Origin of the sequence: Clostridium mobile, from assembly GCF_018918285.1 — a bacterium.
In the GTDB taxonomy this organism is placed as follows: domain Bacteria; phylum Bacillota; class Clostridia; order Clostridiales; family Clostridiaceae; genus Clostridium_AW; species Clostridium_AW mobile.
In genome coordinates this window covers 140,357-156,699 of record NZ_JAHLQF010000005.1, presented here as the reverse complement: position 1 = coordinate 156,699, position 16,343 = coordinate 140,357, and the positions used below count along the sequence as shown (strand labels likewise).

Here is a 16,343-nt window from a genome sequence, read left to right as displayed (position 1 = left end):
GCTAGATTCATCCCCGAAGGGATTCCTCTCGCTCGACTTGCATGTGTTAGGCACGCCGCCAGCGTTCGTCCTGAGCCAGGATCAAACTCTCAATTTATAAGTTTAATCATTTGCTCATTCGTTGATTCTCTTTAGAATCGACTGGTTTCATTCCTCTGTTTAATTTTCAAAGACCATTGCCGCAAATTCGCGACTACCTTATGTTATCACTTAAATTTATTTTTGTCAACATTTTTTTTCGTTTTTTATAAATTTAAGTATCATTTTGTTTGCTTAGCTTGTCACTCATCTCGCAGCGACAAAAGTTATTTTATCAAATTTATTCTCTCTCGCATATTAATTATATTGCATTATCTGAAATTATATTATTAATAATCCTTAAATCTTATTTTTTCTTAATATTTCTCATAGTGATACGCTAGACAAAGTTGATATAATTTTATATAAAAATAGAAGCTATCTAATGAGTTTAATCCCATTAGATAGCCTTTATCTTCTTATTATTCTTCTGCTTCTTCTGTATTAACTACTTCTTCTTCTATATTAATTTTCTCATCATCATCATCTTCTTCAGCACTTATTTTTGCTATAGCTAATATTTTTTCATCTTTATCAGTTTTCATTAACGTTACACCCATAGCACTTCTACTAGTTATACTTACATCTGATACACATATTCTTATAGCTGTATTACTGCTATTTATAAGCATTAATTCATCACCATCTTTTACTACCCTAGCAGATGCTAATTTTCCTGTCTTTTCTGTTACTTTATAAGTTAACATACCCTTTCCACCTCTATTTTGTAGGGTGTATTCAGAAACAGGAGTTCTTTTTCCAAATCCATTCTTACTTACAACTAAAACATATTCATCTTCAACAAGTATATCCATACTAACTGCTATATCACCATTTCTTAAGCTTATAGCTCTTACTCCTGTAGCAGTTCTTCCCATAGGTCTTATATCTTTTTCACTAAATCTTATAGAGTATCCATTTTGAGTTACTATTAATATTTCTGCGTCTCCTCTTGTTACTTTAACTTTCAATAACTCATCATCTTCTCTTAAAGTAATTGCGTTTAAACCATTTTTTCTAATAGAAGAGAATTCTTTTATTGGCGTCTTTTTAATAATTCCACCTTTGGTAGCTATCATTAAATAACCCTTATCAATTTTCTCCCTCATTGCTATTACTTCTTTTATGTTTTCATCTGGATTTAAAGGTATTAAGTTAATTATATTAGTACCTTTAGCAGTTCTTCCTGCATCAGGTATTTGGTACGCCTTAATAGTATATACTCTTCCTGTATTAGTAAAGAATAATAAATCACTGTGGGTTGAAGTAATAAATACTCTCTTTATAAAGTCATCTTCCTTAGTTGTGGCTGCCTGTATACCCTTTCCCCCTCTTTTTTGGGATGAGTATGCATCGGCAGATATTCTCTTAATATAACCTGAATGAGTTAAAGTAATTACTACATCTTCTTCTTGTATTAAATCTTCAATGTTTATTTCATCAATATTTTGTTCTATTAAAGTTCTTCTTTCATCGCCATATTTATTCTTTATTTCATTCAACTCATCTTTTATTATACCGAGTACCAATTGCTCATTAGCTAATATTTCTTTTAGATGAGATATAGTCTTAACTAATTCATTATACTCATCTTCAATTTTATCTCTTTCTAACCCAGTTAATCTTTGAAGTCTCATATCCAATATAGCTTGAGCTTGTTTTTCCGTTAACCCAAATCTATTCATTAAGCCATTTCTTGCTTCTTCTGCATTTTTAGATGATCTTATTAAATTTATAACTTCATCAATATGATCAAGAGCAATTCTAAGACCTTCTAAAATATGTGCACGTGCTAATGCTTTATCTAATTCAAATTGAGTTCTTCTTCTAATTATTTCTTTTTGGAAGTCTAGATAATATACAAGCATTTGTTTTAAATTTAATACCTGTGGCTCATTATCTACTAAAGATAACATTATAACTCCAAAAGTATCTTGCATTTTTGTATGCTTATATAACTGATTTAAAACAACATTAGGATTTGAATCTCTTTTTATTTCTATAACTATTCTCATTCCCTCTCTATCGGATTCATCCCTAATATCTGATATTCCCTCTATTTTTTTATCTTTTACTAATTCAGCCATGTTTTCAATAAGTTTAGCTTTATTTACTTGATAAGGTAGTTCTGTAACTATAATTCTATGTCTATTCTTTTCTTCTTCAATATCTGCCTTTGCTCTTACAATTATTTTACCTCTACCTGTTTCATAAGCTTCCCTTATGCCACTAGTACCTATAATTGTACCTGCTGTAGGAAAATCTGGTCCCTTTATTCTAGTCATAAGCTCATGAATAGTAACTTCAGAATTGTCAATTATCATGCTTATTCCATCTATAACTTCATTTAAGTTGTGTGGAGGTATGTTTGTAGCCATACCTACAGCTATACCTGAAGAACCATTAACTAATAGGTTCGGAAACCTTGATGGTATTACTACTGGTTCTTTTTCTGATCCATCAAAGTTTGGAGCAAAATCAACAGTTTCTTTGTTTATATCTCTTAACATTTCTACTGCAATTTTACTCATCTTAGCTTCTGTATATCTCATAGCCGCTGCTGAATCTCCATCTACAGAACCAAAGTTTCCGTGTCCATCCACTAGAGTGTATCTAATTGAAAAATCCTGTGCCATTCTAACAAGAGCATCATAAACTGAGCTATCTCCATGAGGATGATATTTACCTAAAACATCCCCTACGATTCTAGCACATTTTCTATAAGATTTTTCTGGTGCTAATCCTAGTTCGTACATAGAATAAAGTATTCTTCTATGTACTGGTTTTAAGCCATCTCTAACATCTGGAAGAGCACGACCAACGATAACACTCATTGCATAGTCAATGTAGCATTTTTTCATCTCTTGCTTTATATCAATTTCCAAAACTTTTCCTTCATTGTACATCCAATTTCACACCTTCCACCTTATATATCAAGGTTTATAACTTTCTTAGCATTCTCCTGAATAAATTCCCTACGAGGCTCAACCTTATCCCCCATAAGTATAGTAAATATTTCATCAGCAGCCATTGCATCTTCAACTGTAGCTCTCAGTAAAACTCTATGTTCTGGATTCATAGTTGTTTCCCAGAGCTGTTCTGCATTCATTTCTCCTAAACCTTTATATCTTTGAATTTGTGTGTTATTATCTCTTCCACCCATTTCCTCTAATCTTTGTTCTAGCTCTTTATCAGAATAAACATATTGCTCTTTTTTATTTTTAGCTATCTTATATAGTGGTGGTTGAGCTATATACACATGTCCTTGCTCTATTAATTCTCTCATATATCTATAGAAGAACGTAAGTAGAAGAGTTCTAATATGTGCTCCATCTACGTCTGCGTCTGTCATTATAATTATTCGATGATATCTTATTTTCTCTAAATCAAAATCCTTACCTATCCCTGCACCAAAGGCAGTTATCATGGATCTTATTGTTTCTGAATTTAATATTTTATCTAATCTTTGCTTTTCAACATTCATGATTTTACCACGTAATGGCAGTATAGCCTGGAATCTTCTATCTCTTCCCTGCTTTGCAGAACCTCCCGCAGAGTCACCTTCTACTATATAGATTTCGCATTCCTTTGGATCCTTTGATGAGCAATCTGCCAATTTTCCAGGTAGTGCGTTACTTTCTAAAACTGACTTTCTTCTAGTTAACTCTCTTGCCTTTCTTGCTGCTTCTCTTGCTCTAGATGCCATCAAACCTTTATCTATAATTATTTTTCCTACATTAGGATTCTCTTCTAAGAAATTTCCTACACCTTCTCCTAGTACACTATCTACTATTCCTCTTACTTCACTATTACCAAGCTTTGTTTTAGTCTGTCCTTCGAATTGAGGGTTAGTTAGCTTTACTGATATTACAGCAGTTAGTCCTTCTCTAATATCATCACCAGATAAGTTTTTATCATTTTCTTTTAAATGTCCAAACTTCTTAGCATAATCGTTTAACACTCTTGTAAGGGCTGCTTTAAAACCTGCTAAATGTGTTCCACCTTCCATAGTATCAATGTTATTTGCAAAGGCAAATATATTTTCATTATATCCATCATTATATTGTAAAGCTATTTCAACGGAGCAATCATCTCTTTTACCTTCTATGTAAATAGGCTCTGTATGAAGTGCTACTTTATTTCTGTTTAAGTAAGAAACGAAGGATTTTATACCTCCTTCATAATGAAACTCTTCTTTTTTATCTATTCTTTTATCATTTAGTACTATCTTAATTCCCTTATTTAAAAAAGCTAGCTCTCTGAGTCTTTGAGCTAATGTGTCATAATCAAAATCTAACTCCTCAAATATTTCTGAATCAGGTTTAAAATATGTTGTAGTTCCATGTTCCTCTGTTTCACCGATTTTTTCTAGCCCAGTTACAGCTACCCCTCTTTCATATATTTGTCTCCATAGGTATCCATCTCTAGCTACTTGAACTTCGCAAACTTCTGAAAGAGCATTAACTACAGAAGCTCCAACACCATGAAGTCCTCCTGAAACTTTATATCCTTCTCCTCCAAATTTTCCACCAGCATGTAGAATTGTCATTATAACTTCTACTGTAGGTTTGTTCATTTTAGGATGCATTCCTACAGGCATCCCCCTGCCATTGTCTTTGATAGTCATTGAATTATCCTCATTGATAATTATATCTATCTTGTCACAATATCCAGCTAATGCTTCGTCTATACTATTATCAACTATTTCATATACAAGATGATGAAGACCTCTTAAACTAGTGCTTCCTATATACATCCCTGGTCTTTTTCTAACTGCTTCTAACCCTTCTAATACCTGTATCTGACTTTCATCATAATTTTGTTGATTCTTTTCTTCTAACATATTTATCCTCCTTAAATTTAAGGTTCATAGTATACTACTTGAGTTCTTTTAGCTAATGTTGCAGATGAAATCGGTGATAAATATATTTTGCTTTTTTTATTTACCTCTGCTATTATAAACGATTTCGGCTTTTCTTTAGTTATTCTTTCTACAAATCCATCTTCTTCAGCCAACCTTAAAAATTGCATAGTATCTGAACTATACATAGATTTTTCTATATCGAAAATTCCTATTACGTCTTTCAAAGGAACAACTACATTTTCTCCCAAATGTAAAAACACAAAAATTCCTCCTCTTTATTATTTATATCTTTTATACTCAATACAGTTTCCATTAGCCACTTTAAATATTTTTCCATTGTCATCTATATAATTTTCTATATGTTCTAATCCCGTACAAGTTATTATGGTCTGAATATCCTTAATTGATTTTAAAATATATTTTTGCCTCTTAGAATCAAGTTCTGAAAGAACATCATCTAATAGCAATACAGGATATTCACCAGTTAAATTTTTAATGATTTGGAGTGAGGAAAATTTAATAGTTAAAATAGATGTCCTTTGCTGTCCTTGCGATCCAAAGCTTCTAACATCTATATCATTTATTTTTATACTAAAGTCCTCTCTATGCGGCCCTATTGAGGTTATCTTTTTTTCAAAATCATTTTTTCTATTTTTCACTAAACCATTATAAAAATCATTTTCTATATTTCCCTTTAGAGAAATTGTAGAGATATATTCAAATTTAATGTTTTCTTTTGCAGATGTTATATCCCTATGTATATTATTGCCAATAAAATTCATTTCATTTACGTAATTTTCTCTTGACTTAATTAAATAACTACCATATTTTGATAATTGCTTATCATATACATCTATAATATTTTTATTATTCTCATCATTTTTCTTTAATAATGCATTTCTCTCGTTTAATACTTTATTATATTGAACTAAATTATAATAATATTTTTCATTTAATTTACATAATTCAATATCTAAAAACTTTCTCCTATAAGAGGGAGATTCTTTTACCACTTTTAAATCTTCTGGTGAAAACATAACTACATTGAGTATTTTAAAAAGATCATTTATTTTATTAATTTTTATTGTATTTACGTTAATTCCTTTTTTGCCTTCTTTAAATATTTTAATTTCAATTTTTTTATCTAGTCTTTGATTAGCTACATAAAGTTGTATATAGGCATTTTGTGCATTCCAATTGATCATTTCTTTATCTTTGTTGGTTCTATGAGATCTGCCTATACTAGAATAATAAATACTTTCAAGAATATTGGTTTTACCTTGAGCATTATCTCCAATAAATACATTTACATTTTTACTTAGCTCAATAAATAATTCCTTATAATTTCTAAAATTGATTAATTGCAAATATTTAACATACATAAAAACACCTTTTAATAATTATTATATCATAATATAAATATTCCACAAATTAGTATGCACAATGTATAGAAGATTATTTTAAGATATACATTGTGCACTAATAGGCTCTAAACTACAATATAACATTCATTTTCGATTTCTATTTTATCACCTTTAGTTATTTTTCTTCCTCTTCTGGTTTCTACCTCACCATTTACTTTAACCATTCCTTCACTAATTATTATCTTTGCGTCAGATCCATTAACAACTATACCTGACCATTTTAGAAAAGAATCTAGTTTTATTATCTCTGTAGTTATTTCTACTTCTTTCATAATACCAATTTCTCCTTAATTGTTTAATAATCTAACAGGTAAAATTAAATAAGTACAATTATCTATATCTTTATTTTTTATTATGCATGGAGTGATACTGCTAGATAACTCCATAACTATTTCATTTTCATCCATTATTTTCAATACATCTATAAGATATTTTGAGTTAAATGCAATTTGCAATGACTGCCCTTGCAATATTATGCCAAACTCTTCTCTAACCATTCCCAATTGAGAATTCGAAGTTATCACCATAGTATCATCTTCTATGTTAAATTTAATCAAACTTGTATTTCCGTCTTTAGCCATTAGAGATGCTCTTTCTATACAGTTTAATAAATCAGATCTTTTAGCAATAACTTTTAAATTATATTCTTCAGGAATTATTGAATTATATTTAATAAATTCTCCTTCTAAAAGTCTTGAAATTATTTTTGTCTCTCCAATGCTAAATAATATGTGATTAGGTGTAAAAGTAATGTTTACAACTTCATCACTTTCTTCTAATATTTTTGAAACTTCATTTAAAGTTTTTCCAGGAATAACTGCACTAATATTATTTTCATTATCTATATATTCAGTTTTTAGTGCCAATCTATATCCATCTAAGGCAACTAAATTTAGTTTTTTATCTTTTACTTCAAATAAAACACCAGTTAAAATTGGCCTAGTTTCTTCTTGTGCAGTAGCAAATATCACTGCTCTTATCATATTTTTTAATATTTTTTGTGAAATAGAAAATATGATATTTTCATTGATTTTAGGTAACTCTGGAAAATCCGTTGCATTCATATGTATTAAATTAAATTTAGATTTTTGGCATATTATATCAATAGTGTTATTTTCTTTTGAATATATTTCTATTTTATCATTTGGAAGTTTTCTTATAATTTCTCCAAATATCTTAGAATCAACAACAAAGGAACCCTCTTCAAAAACTTCTGCTTTTGTTTTAGTTTCAATACTTAAATCTATATCAGAGCCAGTAAATTTTATACTATCCTTTTCTACGTTAATAAGTATACCTTGAAGTATTTGCATTGTTGATTTCCCTGTAACTGCTTTTTGAGCTATAGATATAGCTTCACTCAATATATTTTTTTCACAAACAAATTTCATAAATGGGACCTCCTCAAAAATAATCCACATGTTATTTTTAGTATAGTATAGAGAAGATATTAAGAATTAATTTAGTAGTAATAGTAGTAGGGGCTGTGAATATGTTAATAACCCCTAAAACCATTGAAATCTCTAGGGAATAATGTACAAAATAATTGTGGATAAGTATCTATAAATCCTATACATTTATCCACATTATAAAGTTGAAAAAAATATTTTTTTATAATCAACAATCTGTTAAAGGGTTATTATAAACAGATGTTGATTATTTTTGATTAATTTTTTTCGTTAAGTCTCCTATTGCGTTTTGAAGGGATTCATCTTCCTTTAAGCTGGTAGATATTTTTTCGTATGCATGTATTACTGTAGTATGATCTCTACCACCAAATTCTTCTCCTATTTTAGGTAAAGAAGTATCGGTAAGCTTTCTACAAAGATACATTGCTATTTGTCTTGGGAAAGCTACATTTCTTGTTCTTCTTGCAGATTTGAAATCTTCTACTCTTAAACTGAAATAACTTGCTACTATATCTTGAATAAGTTCAATCGTTACCTGTTTTGAATGTTTATTAGAAATGATATCTTTTAATGCTTCTGATGCTAGATCAACACTGATTTCTTTATTAGTTAGTGAAGAGAAAGCCACAATTCTAATTAAAGCTCCTTCTAGTTCTCTTATATTAGATTTGATTTTAGTTGCTATATACACCATTACTTCGTTTGGTATATTTAAATGTTCAACATCAGCTTTTTTCTTTAATATTGCCATTCTTGTTTCAAAATCAGGTGCTTGTATATCAGCGATAAGTCCCCATTCAAATCTAGAACGCAATCTATCTTCTAAAGTAGGAATTTCTTTTGGGGGTCTATCACTAGATAATATAATTTGTTTATTTGCTTCATAAAGAGCATTGAAAGTATGGAAGAATTCTTCTTGAGTACGCTCTTTTCCAGCAATAAACTGAATATCGTCAATTAGTAAAATATCTACATTTCTATATTTATTTCTAAATTCAACGTTTTTATCATCTTTTATCGAATTTATCAATTCATTTGTAAATTTTTCAGAAGAAACGTATACTACCTTTGACTTTGAATTATTTTGTAAAACATAATGACCTATAGCATGCATTAAGTGGGTTTTTCCAAGTCCAACTCCTCCATATATAAACAGAGGATTGTATGCTTTAGCAGGAGCTTCGGCAACTGCTAAGGATGCAGCATGAGCAAATCTATTACTATTACCTATAACAAAAGAATCAAAAGTATATTTAGGATTTAACATAGTAGACATTTCATCATTTACTACTATATTAGTACCTTTTTTTATTTCTAGATTTTCTTCTTTATTATTACTAGTGTCTGCTGTAGCTTCTTCAGATGTAATGTAGAATTCAATATTATATTTTTTTGAAGTAATTAATTTTAATCCATTAACTATTAACTCCTTATATCTACTATTTAATATTCCTCTCGTAAAATCATTTGGAACACATAGATATACAGTATCATTTTCTAGTTTTAATGGAGTAATACTTTTAATCCAGGTGTTAAAACTTACTTCGGTAAGTTCACCCTTAATAATATTTAAGGTTTTTTCCCAAATATCATTTAATTGGATACTCATTTTTTATCCTCCAGTTCAAATTTATAATAATTAACAATTTATATACATAAATAAAAGACTATCTTAATTTCTTGACAAATGTTAATAAAATTATTCACATGTTCATAATAAAGTTAATATTTATTGGATATAATTAATTATCTACAGGTGTTGATAAAAGTTTTTAACATTATTAATATGTAAATAATAAAGAAAAAATAGGTTAAAATAAGAGTATAAATAAAAAAACAACAAGTTATACACAAAGTTATCAACAGCTGTTGATAACTTTTTTTGAATATGAAGTTATCAACATGTCTTTTATAATAATATCAGAACAGATACATGGTTTCAAGAAGTTATCCACAAAAAATATTTTTAAATATTAACAGTAGCCTTTTTCTTGACATTGAAGGGTCATGAATATATAATTTAATAGTAAAACTATAAACTGATAGTAAGTTATTTGCTATACATTATAATTAGTATAAAGGGGGTGTAGTTTGCATGTTTATGACATACCAACCAAAAAAGAGACAGAGAAAGAAAGAACACGGTTTCAGAAAGAGAATGAAAACTTCATCAGGAAGAAGAATTCTGAAGAGTAGAAGACAAAAAGGTAGAAAAAGATTGACAGCTTAAGGCCGCTATTATTGTGGCCTTTTTCTGCAACTGCAGAAAAAAGGAGTTTTCAATATGAAAAAATATAAGTTAAGAAAAAATGCTGAGTTTAGGGTTGTTTACAGAAGGGGAAGATCTATTTCCAATGATCTACTTGTGTTATATACACATAGAAATGGAAAGAATAATTTCAATAGATTAGGTGTTTCAGTAAGTAAGAAAGTCGGCAAGAGTGTAGTAAGGAATAGAACAAGAAGGTTAATAAAAGAAACATATAGGCTTAACAGTAGTAGAATAAAGCAAGGTTATGACTTAGTTGTTATAGCAAGAACTAATGCAAAAAATAAAAGTTATAGGCAAATAGAAAATTCATTAATAAATCTATTTAAAAGGGCAGGTATATTAAATAATTGAAAAGATTTTTAGTATATTTAATTAATTTTTATAGAAATAATCTATCACCTCTAAAAAGACCTTGTTGTAAATATTATCCGACTTGTTCACAATATGCATTGGATGCGATTAATAAATATGGAGCTTTAAAAGGTACTTTTATGGCTATTATAAGAATATTAAGATGTAATCCTTTTAGTAAAGGTGGGTATGACCCCGTTAAATAAAGTATCTGGAGGTTTAGGATGACTACTTATTTAAATAACTTTTTGGTTGAGTGCTTTGTTTTTATACATAACTTAGTTAACTCTGTGATTACAAATCCTAATTTTTCTTATGGTTTAGCAATAATATTATTTACGTTGATAATAAAGTTATTGCTTATGCCACTTAACGTAAAGTCAATAAGATCAAGTATAAGAATGAATAAAATGCAGCCAGAAATGAAAAAGATTCAAGATAAATATAAAAATGATCCTCAAAGGGCTCAACAAGAAATTATGAAAATGTATAAAGATAAAGGAGTAAGTCCTTTTGGAGGTTGTTTACCCTTATTATTACAATGGCCTATACTAATAGCTTTGTATTATGTGTTTAATAATATACAAGGAATTAATGGAGTTTCTTTTTTATGGATAAAAGATTTAAGTAAGCCAGATATAGTTCTTGCTGTTCTATCTGGAGCAACACAGTATTATTCAGGATTAATAATGAATCCACCTGGAGATAATCCTCAAGCAAAGCAAGCTAGCACAATGAATTTAAGTATGTCTTTAATGATGATTTTCATAACGTTTAGAATAAAAGCTGCTTTAGGACTATATTGGGTGGCAAGTAATATAATACAAACAGCTCAATCAGTAATTACTAAGAAGTTAGAAGAAAAACATATGGCAGAAAAAGATGCCTAGGGGGTGCTTACGGTATGAAAACTTTGGATATGGTAGGTAAGACCGTTGAAGATGCTATAAGTTCTGCTTTAAAGGAACTAAATCTAACTAGAGATAAAGTTGATGTAGAAATACTAGATGAAGGTAGTAGAGGTTTATTTAAACTTATTGGAGCAAGACCTGCTAAAGTAAGAGTTATAGTTAAAAGAGATTATGAATATGAAGCTAAAAACTTCTTAAGAGAAGTATTATTGTCTATGGGGATACAGGCTGAAATTAGAGTAAAAGATGAAGAAGACTCTTTAAAAATATCTATGACTGGTCCAGACATGGGTGTACTTATAGGTTATAGGGGAGAGACTTTAGATTCTCTTCAATATTTAGTTAGTTTAATAATAAACAAAGATCAAGATTCAGAATATAAAAGAGTTATTTTAGATACTGAAAATTATAGGCAAAAAAGAGAAGAAACTCTTAAAAGACTTGCTTTTAAAATAGCAAATAAGGCAAAAAGAACAGGAAGAACTGTTAAGTTAGAACCTATGAATCCTTATGAAAGAAGAATAATTCATTCAGTATTGCAAAATGACCCTTATGTTAAGACATATAGTGAAGGTGAAGAACCTTACAGAAGAGTTATTGTTGATTTAAAGAAAGCCTAAAGTGGCTTTCTTTTTAAATTTTTTAAATTATAGCCGATAAAATTTAATTTATCTCATAGATAAGCAGTTCTAGTATTCCCATCTATATAAAATGAGATTTCTCTATTACGAGAAGTAAGCTATTCGCGCAAAATCAAAAGTTTTAGACCACTGATTAGGTGGGAGATAAGTTCTGTTAAGCTGCTGGATAGTTTTCTAAGATTCAGCTAAAGTAAGTATTTCATATAAGAAAATTTTAGTTGAAACTTAGGATTACTTGATTGCTTATATTATAAGGAGGTGTAATAATTGAGAGAATTTGACACTATAGCCGCTATTGCAACAGTACTCGGAGAAGGCGGAATATCAATAATTAGAGTTTCAGGTAGCGAGAGTTTAAGAATAGTTGATAAGATTTTTAAAGGTAAAAAAGAAGGTAGTATTTTAAATATGAAGCCCTATACCATGAAATATGGACATATAATTGAAATGGATAGTGGAGAGATATTAGATGAAGTTTTAATAAGCTTTATGAAGGGGCCTAGAAGTTTTACTGCAGAAGATACAGTTGAGATTAATTGTCATGGAGGAGTAACCCCAACTAAAAGAATATTAGAAGAAGTTATAAAAGCAGGAGCTAGAATTGCAGAGCCAGGAGAATTTACTAAGAGAGCATTTTTAAACGGAAGAATAGATTTAAGTCAAGCAGAAGCTGTTATAGATATTATAAGAGCTAAAACAGAATTATCTATGAAATCTGCAGTATTACAATCTGGAGGTAGAATATCTAAAGAAATAGATTATTTAAGAAATAGACTACTTGAAACTATTGCTCATATAGAAGCTACTGTAGATTATCCAGAGGACGACTTAGAAGAAGTAACTGCAAGTGGAGTAAAAAAAGAATTAGATGAAATAAATAAAAATATAAATAGATTACTTACTACTGCTGAAGAGGGTAAAATATTAAGAGAAGGTTTAAATGTAATTATAGTTGGAAAACCTAATGTAGGAAAATCCTCTCTTTTAAATGCCCTACTTATGGAAAAAAGAGCTATTGTTACAGATATACCAGGTACCACTAGAGATGTAATCGAGGAATATATAAACTTAGATGGAGTGCCTATAAAAGTAGTAGATACTGCAGGGATAAGAGACACTGATGATGTTGTCGAAAAAATTGGAGTAGAAAAATCTAAAGAAAAAATAGATGAAGGTGATCTTATAATTCTAATGCTTGATTTAAGTAGAGAATTAGATCAAGAGGATTATGAGATAATAAACTATATAAAGGATAAAAAAAGTATTGTTCTTTTGAACAAAGTAGATCTAGAAAATAGATTTAATAAAAATGTATTGGAAGATATAGATTCAAAATATATAATAGAAACTTCAGCTAAGACAGGAGAGGGATTAGAAAAATTAAAAGAGTGTATTAAAGATCTATTTTTCGGCGGTGAGGTAAAGGCGGGAGATCTTATAATCACTAATACAAGACATAAAGAAGCACTAATAAGGGCTAGAGAAAGCCTAAATTCTGCCTTAGATGTTTTAGAGGTAACATTAGCTATAGATTTAGCCTCTATAGATATAAGGAATGCCTGGATAAGGCTTGGAGAAATAACTGGTGATACAGTTGAAGAAGATATTATAGATAAAATATTCTCAGAATTTTGTTTAGGAAAGTAGGGAGAATAGAAGATGAGTTATTTTGCAGGAGATTATGATGTAGTTGTAGTAGGAGCTGGTCATGCAGGTTGTGAAGCAGCATTAGCTGCTGCCAGAATAGGATGTAAGGTTTTAATATGTACTATAAATTTGGATAGTGTTGCTATGATGCCATGCAACCCTAATATAGGTGGTACAGCAAAAGGTCATTTGGTAAGAGAAATTGATGCACTTGGTGGAGAGATGGGTATAAATATAGACTATACCTTTATACAATCAAGGATGTTAAATACATCAAAAGGACCTGCTGTACATTCACTAAGAGCTCAAGCTGATAAAGCTAAGTATTCTACAAGGATGAAAGAAATTCTTGAGAAAGAAGAAAATTTAACGTTAAAGCAAGTAGAAGTAATAAAAATAGATATAGAAGATGGAAAAGTTAAGGGAGTGCTAACCAAGAATGGTGGATATTATAACACTAAATCTGTTATTCTTGCTACAGGAACATATTTAAATGCGAGAATAATAATAGGTGAAATATCTTATAGCAGTGGTCCTAATGGATTATTCCCAGCAAAGGAATTAACGCAAAATTTAATGGATTTAGATATAAACATCAGAAGATTTAAAACAGGAACGCCTGCTAGAATTAACAAAAAAACAGTAGACTTTTCTAAGATGATAGAGCAACCAGGGGATGAAAAAATAGTTCCTTTCTCATTTATTAGTGGAAATTTATCTAGAGACCAAGTATCGTGTTATTTGACATATACTAATGAAAAAACCCACGAAGTAATAAGAGAAAACCTTCATAGATCTCCTATGTTTAATGGTTCAATAGAAGGAGTTGGCGCTAGATATTGTCCTTCTATTGAGGATAAAGTAAATAGATTCCCAGATAAAGATAGACATCAAGTTTTCATTGAACCAGAAGGAGAAAACACAAATGAACTTTACGTTGCTGGACTATCTAGTTCTCTTCCAGAAGACGTTCAAATTGCTATGTATAGGACTGTTCCAGGACTTGAAAATGCAGAGCTGTTAAGGACAGCATATGCTATAGAATATGATTGTATAGATCCCCAACAGTTAAAGCTATCCTTAGAATTTAAAGAAATAGATGGCTTGTTTAGTGCTGGTCAAATAAACGGAAGTTCAGGATATGAAGAAGCGGGTGCACAAGGATTAATTGCAGGAATAAATGCTGCAATGAAAATAAAAGGAAAAGATTCATTAATTTTAACTAGATCTGATGGATATATAGGTGTGTTAATTGATGATTTGGTTACTAAAGGTACAAATGAACCTTATAGAATGATGACATCACGTTCTGAGTATAGACTTATATTAAGGCAAGATAATGCAGATTTAAGATTAACAGAAAAAGGTTATGATGTTGGATTAGTAACTGAGGAAAGATACAACAAATATATACAGAGAAAAGAATTTATAGAAAAAGAAATAGAAAGAATAAAAAGCTTACAAATAACTAATAAGAAAGAAGTAAATGAATTTTTATTATCTTTAGAGTCCTCTGAATTAAAAAAACCAATAAGTATGTATGAATTAATCAAAAGGCCAGAATTAGACTATTTTAAAGTTAAACAATTAGATGAATTTAGACCAGAATTACCTGAAGATGTTCAAGAAGAAGTAAATACTATGGCAAAATATGAAGGATACATTCAAAAGCAAATAGAGCAAGTAAATCAGTTTAAAAAATTGGAGAATAGATTAATTCCTTCAGATATAGAGTATAGTAATATTCACGGATTAAGGATTGAAGCAATTCAAAAGCTGGCTAAAGTAAAGCCTATGAATATAGGTCAGGCTTCTAGAATTTCAGGAGTATCACCGGCAGATATTTCTGTATTACTAATTTATTTAGAGCAAAAGTACAGAAGGGATAATTTATAATTATCCCTCAATAGCTTTGGAGGTAAAAATGCAATATTATGATATTTTAAAAACTGCGTGTTCAGATGTAGGTATAGATTTTAATGAAGAACAATATAGTAAATTTATTAAATACAAAGATATGATAAAAGATTGGAATAATAAAATTAATTTAACTGCTATTACTGAAGATGAAGAGATAATAAAAAAGCATTTTATAGATTGTATAAAGATATACAAATGTTCAGTATTAAGAGATTTAAACGATATAATAGATATTGGCACAGGAGCTGGATTTCCTGGTATACCTATCAAAATAATAGACAATGCAAAAAGAGTTGTTTTGCTAGATTCTTTAAATAAAAGAATTAATTTTTTGAATGAAGTAGTAAAGGAATTAGATTTAAATGATGTAGTAACACTTCATGGCAGAGCAGAGGATTATTCAAAGCAAGATGAATATAGAGAAAAATTTGATGCAGTTGTATCTAGAGCGGTAGCTAATTTAGCAGTTTTAAGTGAATTCTGTTTACCATATGTAAAAGTAAATGGATATTTTATTGCAATGAAGGGGCCAGCGGTAGAAGAGGAAATAAAGAATGGTACTAAGGCAATAAACATATTAGGAGGACAAATTGAAGATGTTATTCAATTAAACATAGAAGGAAGCGATTTAAAACATAATTTAGTAGTAATAAAAAAAGTTAAAAATACTCCTGCTAAATACCCTAGAAAAGCAGGAACTGCTTCTAAAAATCCACTTAAATGATATTCGTGAATTTGTCTGTTGTTTTTTGTCATAGAAATATATTTTTTTAAAGAAGGATTTTATTGTTTGATATAGAATTGTTAATAAGAGGAAAAGATAAGA

At 29.5% G+C, this 16,343-nt stretch carries 15 protein-coding genes and 1 rRNA gene; 8 read left to right on the top strand and 8 right to left on the bottom strand.

What is annotated here, in order from left to right; all coding sequences use genetic code 11:
- The 8 genes from KQI86_RS19095 to dnaA all read right to left on the bottom strand — a co-directional run.
- Positions 1 to 97 (bottom strand): 16S ribosomal RNA (locus KQI86_RS19095); the annotation flags it as partial.
- A 403-nt stretch (positions 98 to 500) separates the two neighbouring features.
- Positions 501 to 2,984, bottom strand: a complete 2,484-nt coding sequence (gene gyrA, locus KQI86_RS19090; RefSeq protein ID WP_216441012.1) for a DNA gyrase subunit A — start codon at positions 2,982 to 2,984, stop codon at positions 501 to 503.
- A gap of 20 nt (positions 2,985 to 3,004) precedes the next feature.
- Entirely contained in the window at positions 3,005 to 4,921 is a 1,917-nt protein-coding gene (gene gyrB / locus KQI86_RS19085) for a DNA topoisomerase (ATP-hydrolyzing) subunit B (protein ID WP_216441011.1), read from the bottom strand.
- Between the two features lie 17 nt (positions 4,922 to 4,938).
- Positions 4,939 to 5,202 carry an extracellular matrix regulator RemB gene (gene remB / locus KQI86_RS19080; RefSeq protein ID WP_216441010.1) on the bottom strand — a complete coding sequence of 88 codons (264 nt, stop codon included), beginning with the start codon at positions 5,200 to 5,202 and terminating at the stop codon, positions 4,939 to 4,941.
- Between the two features lie 18 nt (positions 5,203 to 5,220).
- Positions 5,221 to 6,324 carry a DNA replication/repair protein RecF gene (gene recF / locus KQI86_RS19075; protein ID WP_216441009.1) on the bottom strand — a complete coding sequence of 368 codons (1,104 nt, stop codon included), beginning with the start codon at positions 6,322 to 6,324 and terminating at the stop codon, positions 5,221 to 5,223.
- A gap of 107 nt (positions 6,325 to 6,431) precedes the next feature.
- Positions 6,432 to 6,638: an RNA-binding S4 domain-containing protein gene (locus KQI86_RS19070; protein WP_216441008.1), complete on the bottom strand. Its 207-nt coding sequence runs from the start codon at positions 6,636 to 6,638 to the stop codon at positions 6,432 to 6,434.
- A gap of 15 nt (positions 6,639 to 6,653) precedes the next feature.
- The gene (dnaN, locus tag KQI86_RS19065; protein WP_216441007.1) at positions 6,654 to 7,757 is read right to left on the bottom strand and encodes a DNA polymerase III subunit beta; all 1,104 of its coding nucleotides are present in this window, start codon (positions 7,755 to 7,757) and stop codon (positions 6,654 to 6,656) included.
- 265 nt (positions 7,758 to 8,022) lie between these two features.
- Positions 8,023 to 9,384, bottom strand: coding sequence for a chromosomal replication initiator protein DnaA (dnaA, locus tag KQI86_RS19060; RefSeq protein WP_216441006.1), 1,362 nt, complete (start codon positions 9,382 to 9,384; stop codon positions 8,023 to 8,025).
- 486 nt (positions 9,385 to 9,870) lie between these two features.
- Between dnaA and rpmH the strand changes: the two genes are divergently transcribed.
- From rpmH to rsmG, 8 genes are all read left to right on the top strand, one after another.
- A complete protein-coding gene (gene rpmH, locus KQI86_RS20555) occupies positions 9,871 to 10,005 on the top strand; it encodes a 50S ribosomal protein L34 (protein WP_216441005.1) in 135 nt (44 codons plus the stop codon).
- A gap of 54 nt (positions 10,006 to 10,059) precedes the next feature.
- Positions 10,060 to 10,398 (top strand): ribonuclease P protein component, encoded by a 339-nt coding sequence (rnpA, locus tag KQI86_RS19050; RefSeq protein ID WP_216441004.1) that lies wholly within the window; start codon positions 10,060 to 10,062, stop codon positions 10,396 to 10,398.
- Positions 10,395 to 10,604: a membrane protein insertion efficiency factor YidD gene (gene yidD / locus KQI86_RS19045; RefSeq protein ID WP_216441003.1), complete on the top strand. Its 210-nt coding sequence runs from the start codon at positions 10,395 to 10,397 to the stop codon at positions 10,602 to 10,604. The genes rnpA and yidD overlap by 4 nt, the downstream gene beginning before the upstream one ends.
- Before the next feature lie 18 nt (positions 10,605 to 10,622).
- On the top strand, positions 10,623 to 11,288 hold the full coding sequence (locus KQI86_RS19040; RefSeq protein WP_216441002.1) for a membrane protein insertase YidC: 666 nt from the start codon (positions 10,623 to 10,625) through the stop codon (positions 11,286 to 11,288).
- Positions 11,289 to 11,302: 14 nt separating this feature from the next.
- Positions 11,303 to 11,929, top strand: coding sequence for an RNA-binding cell elongation regulator Jag/EloR (jag, locus tag KQI86_RS19035; protein ID WP_216441001.1), 627 nt, complete (start codon positions 11,303 to 11,305; stop codon positions 11,927 to 11,929).
- 288 nt (positions 11,930 to 12,217) lie between these two features.
- The gene (mnmE, locus tag KQI86_RS19030; RefSeq protein WP_216441000.1) at positions 12,218 to 13,597 is read left to right on the top strand and encodes a tRNA uridine-5-carboxymethylaminomethyl(34) synthesis GTPase MnmE; all 1,380 of its coding nucleotides are present in this window, start codon (positions 12,218 to 12,220) and stop codon (positions 13,595 to 13,597) included.
- Positions 13,598 to 13,609: 12 nt separating this feature from the next.
- Positions 13,610 to 15,493 (top strand): tRNA uridine-5-carboxymethylaminomethyl(34) synthesis enzyme MnmG, encoded by a 1,884-nt coding sequence (mnmG, locus tag KQI86_RS19025; RefSeq protein ID WP_216440999.1) that lies wholly within the window; start codon positions 13,610 to 13,612, stop codon positions 15,491 to 15,493.
- Positions 15,494 to 15,521: 28 nt separating this feature from the next.
- The gene (gene rsmG / locus KQI86_RS19020) at positions 15,522 to 16,241 is read left to right on the top strand and encodes a 16S rRNA (guanine(527)-N(7))-methyltransferase RsmG (protein ID WP_216440998.1); all 720 of its coding nucleotides are present in this window, start codon (positions 15,522 to 15,524) and stop codon (positions 16,239 to 16,241) included.
- The last annotated feature ends 102 nt before the right edge of the window (positions 16,242 to 16,343 follow it).

Excerpts from the sequence above, each read along its gene's own strand:
- gyrA (WP_216441012.1), bottom strand. The coding sequence starts at position 2,984 with ATGTACAATGAAGGAAAAGTTTTGGAAATTGATATAAAGCAAGAGATG.
- gyrB (WP_216441011.1), bottom strand. The coding sequence starts at position 4,921 with ATGTTAGAAGAAAAGAATCAACAAAATTATGATGAAAGTCAGATACAG.
- recF (WP_216441009.1), bottom strand. The coding sequence starts at position 6,324 with ATGTATGTTAAATATTTGCAATTAATCAATTTTAGAAATTATAAGGAA.
- KQI86_RS19070 (WP_216441008.1), bottom strand. The coding sequence starts at position 6,638 with ATGAAAGAAGTAGAAATAACTACAGAGATAATAAAACTAGATTCTTTT.
- dnaN (WP_216441007.1), bottom strand. The coding sequence starts at position 7,757 with ATGAAATTTGTTTGTGAAAAAAATATATTGAGTGAAGCTATATCTATA.
- dnaA (WP_216441006.1), bottom strand. The coding sequence starts at position 9,384 with ATGAGTATCCAATTAAATGATATTTGGGAAAAAACCTTAAATATTATT.
- rpmH (WP_216441005.1), top strand. The coding sequence starts at position 9,871 with ATGTTTATGACATACCAACCAAAAAAGAGACAGAGAAAGAAAGAACAC.
- rnpA (WP_216441004.1), top strand. The coding sequence starts at position 10,060 with ATGAAAAAATATAAGTTAAGAAAAAATGCTGAGTTTAGGGTTGTTTAC.
- KQI86_RS19040 (WP_216441002.1), top strand. The coding sequence starts at position 10,623 with ATGACTACTTATTTAAATAACTTTTTGGTTGAGTGCTTTGTTTTTATA.
- jag (WP_216441001.1), top strand. The coding sequence starts at position 11,303 with ATGAAAACTTTGGATATGGTAGGTAAGACCGTTGAAGATGCTATAAGT.
- mnmG (WP_216440999.1), top strand. The coding sequence starts at position 13,610 with ATGAGTTATTTTGCAGGAGATTATGATGTAGTTGTAGTAGGAGCTGGT.
- rsmG (WP_216440998.1), top strand. The coding sequence starts at position 15,522 with ATGCAATATTATGATATTTTAAAAACTGCGTGTTCAGATGTAGGTATA.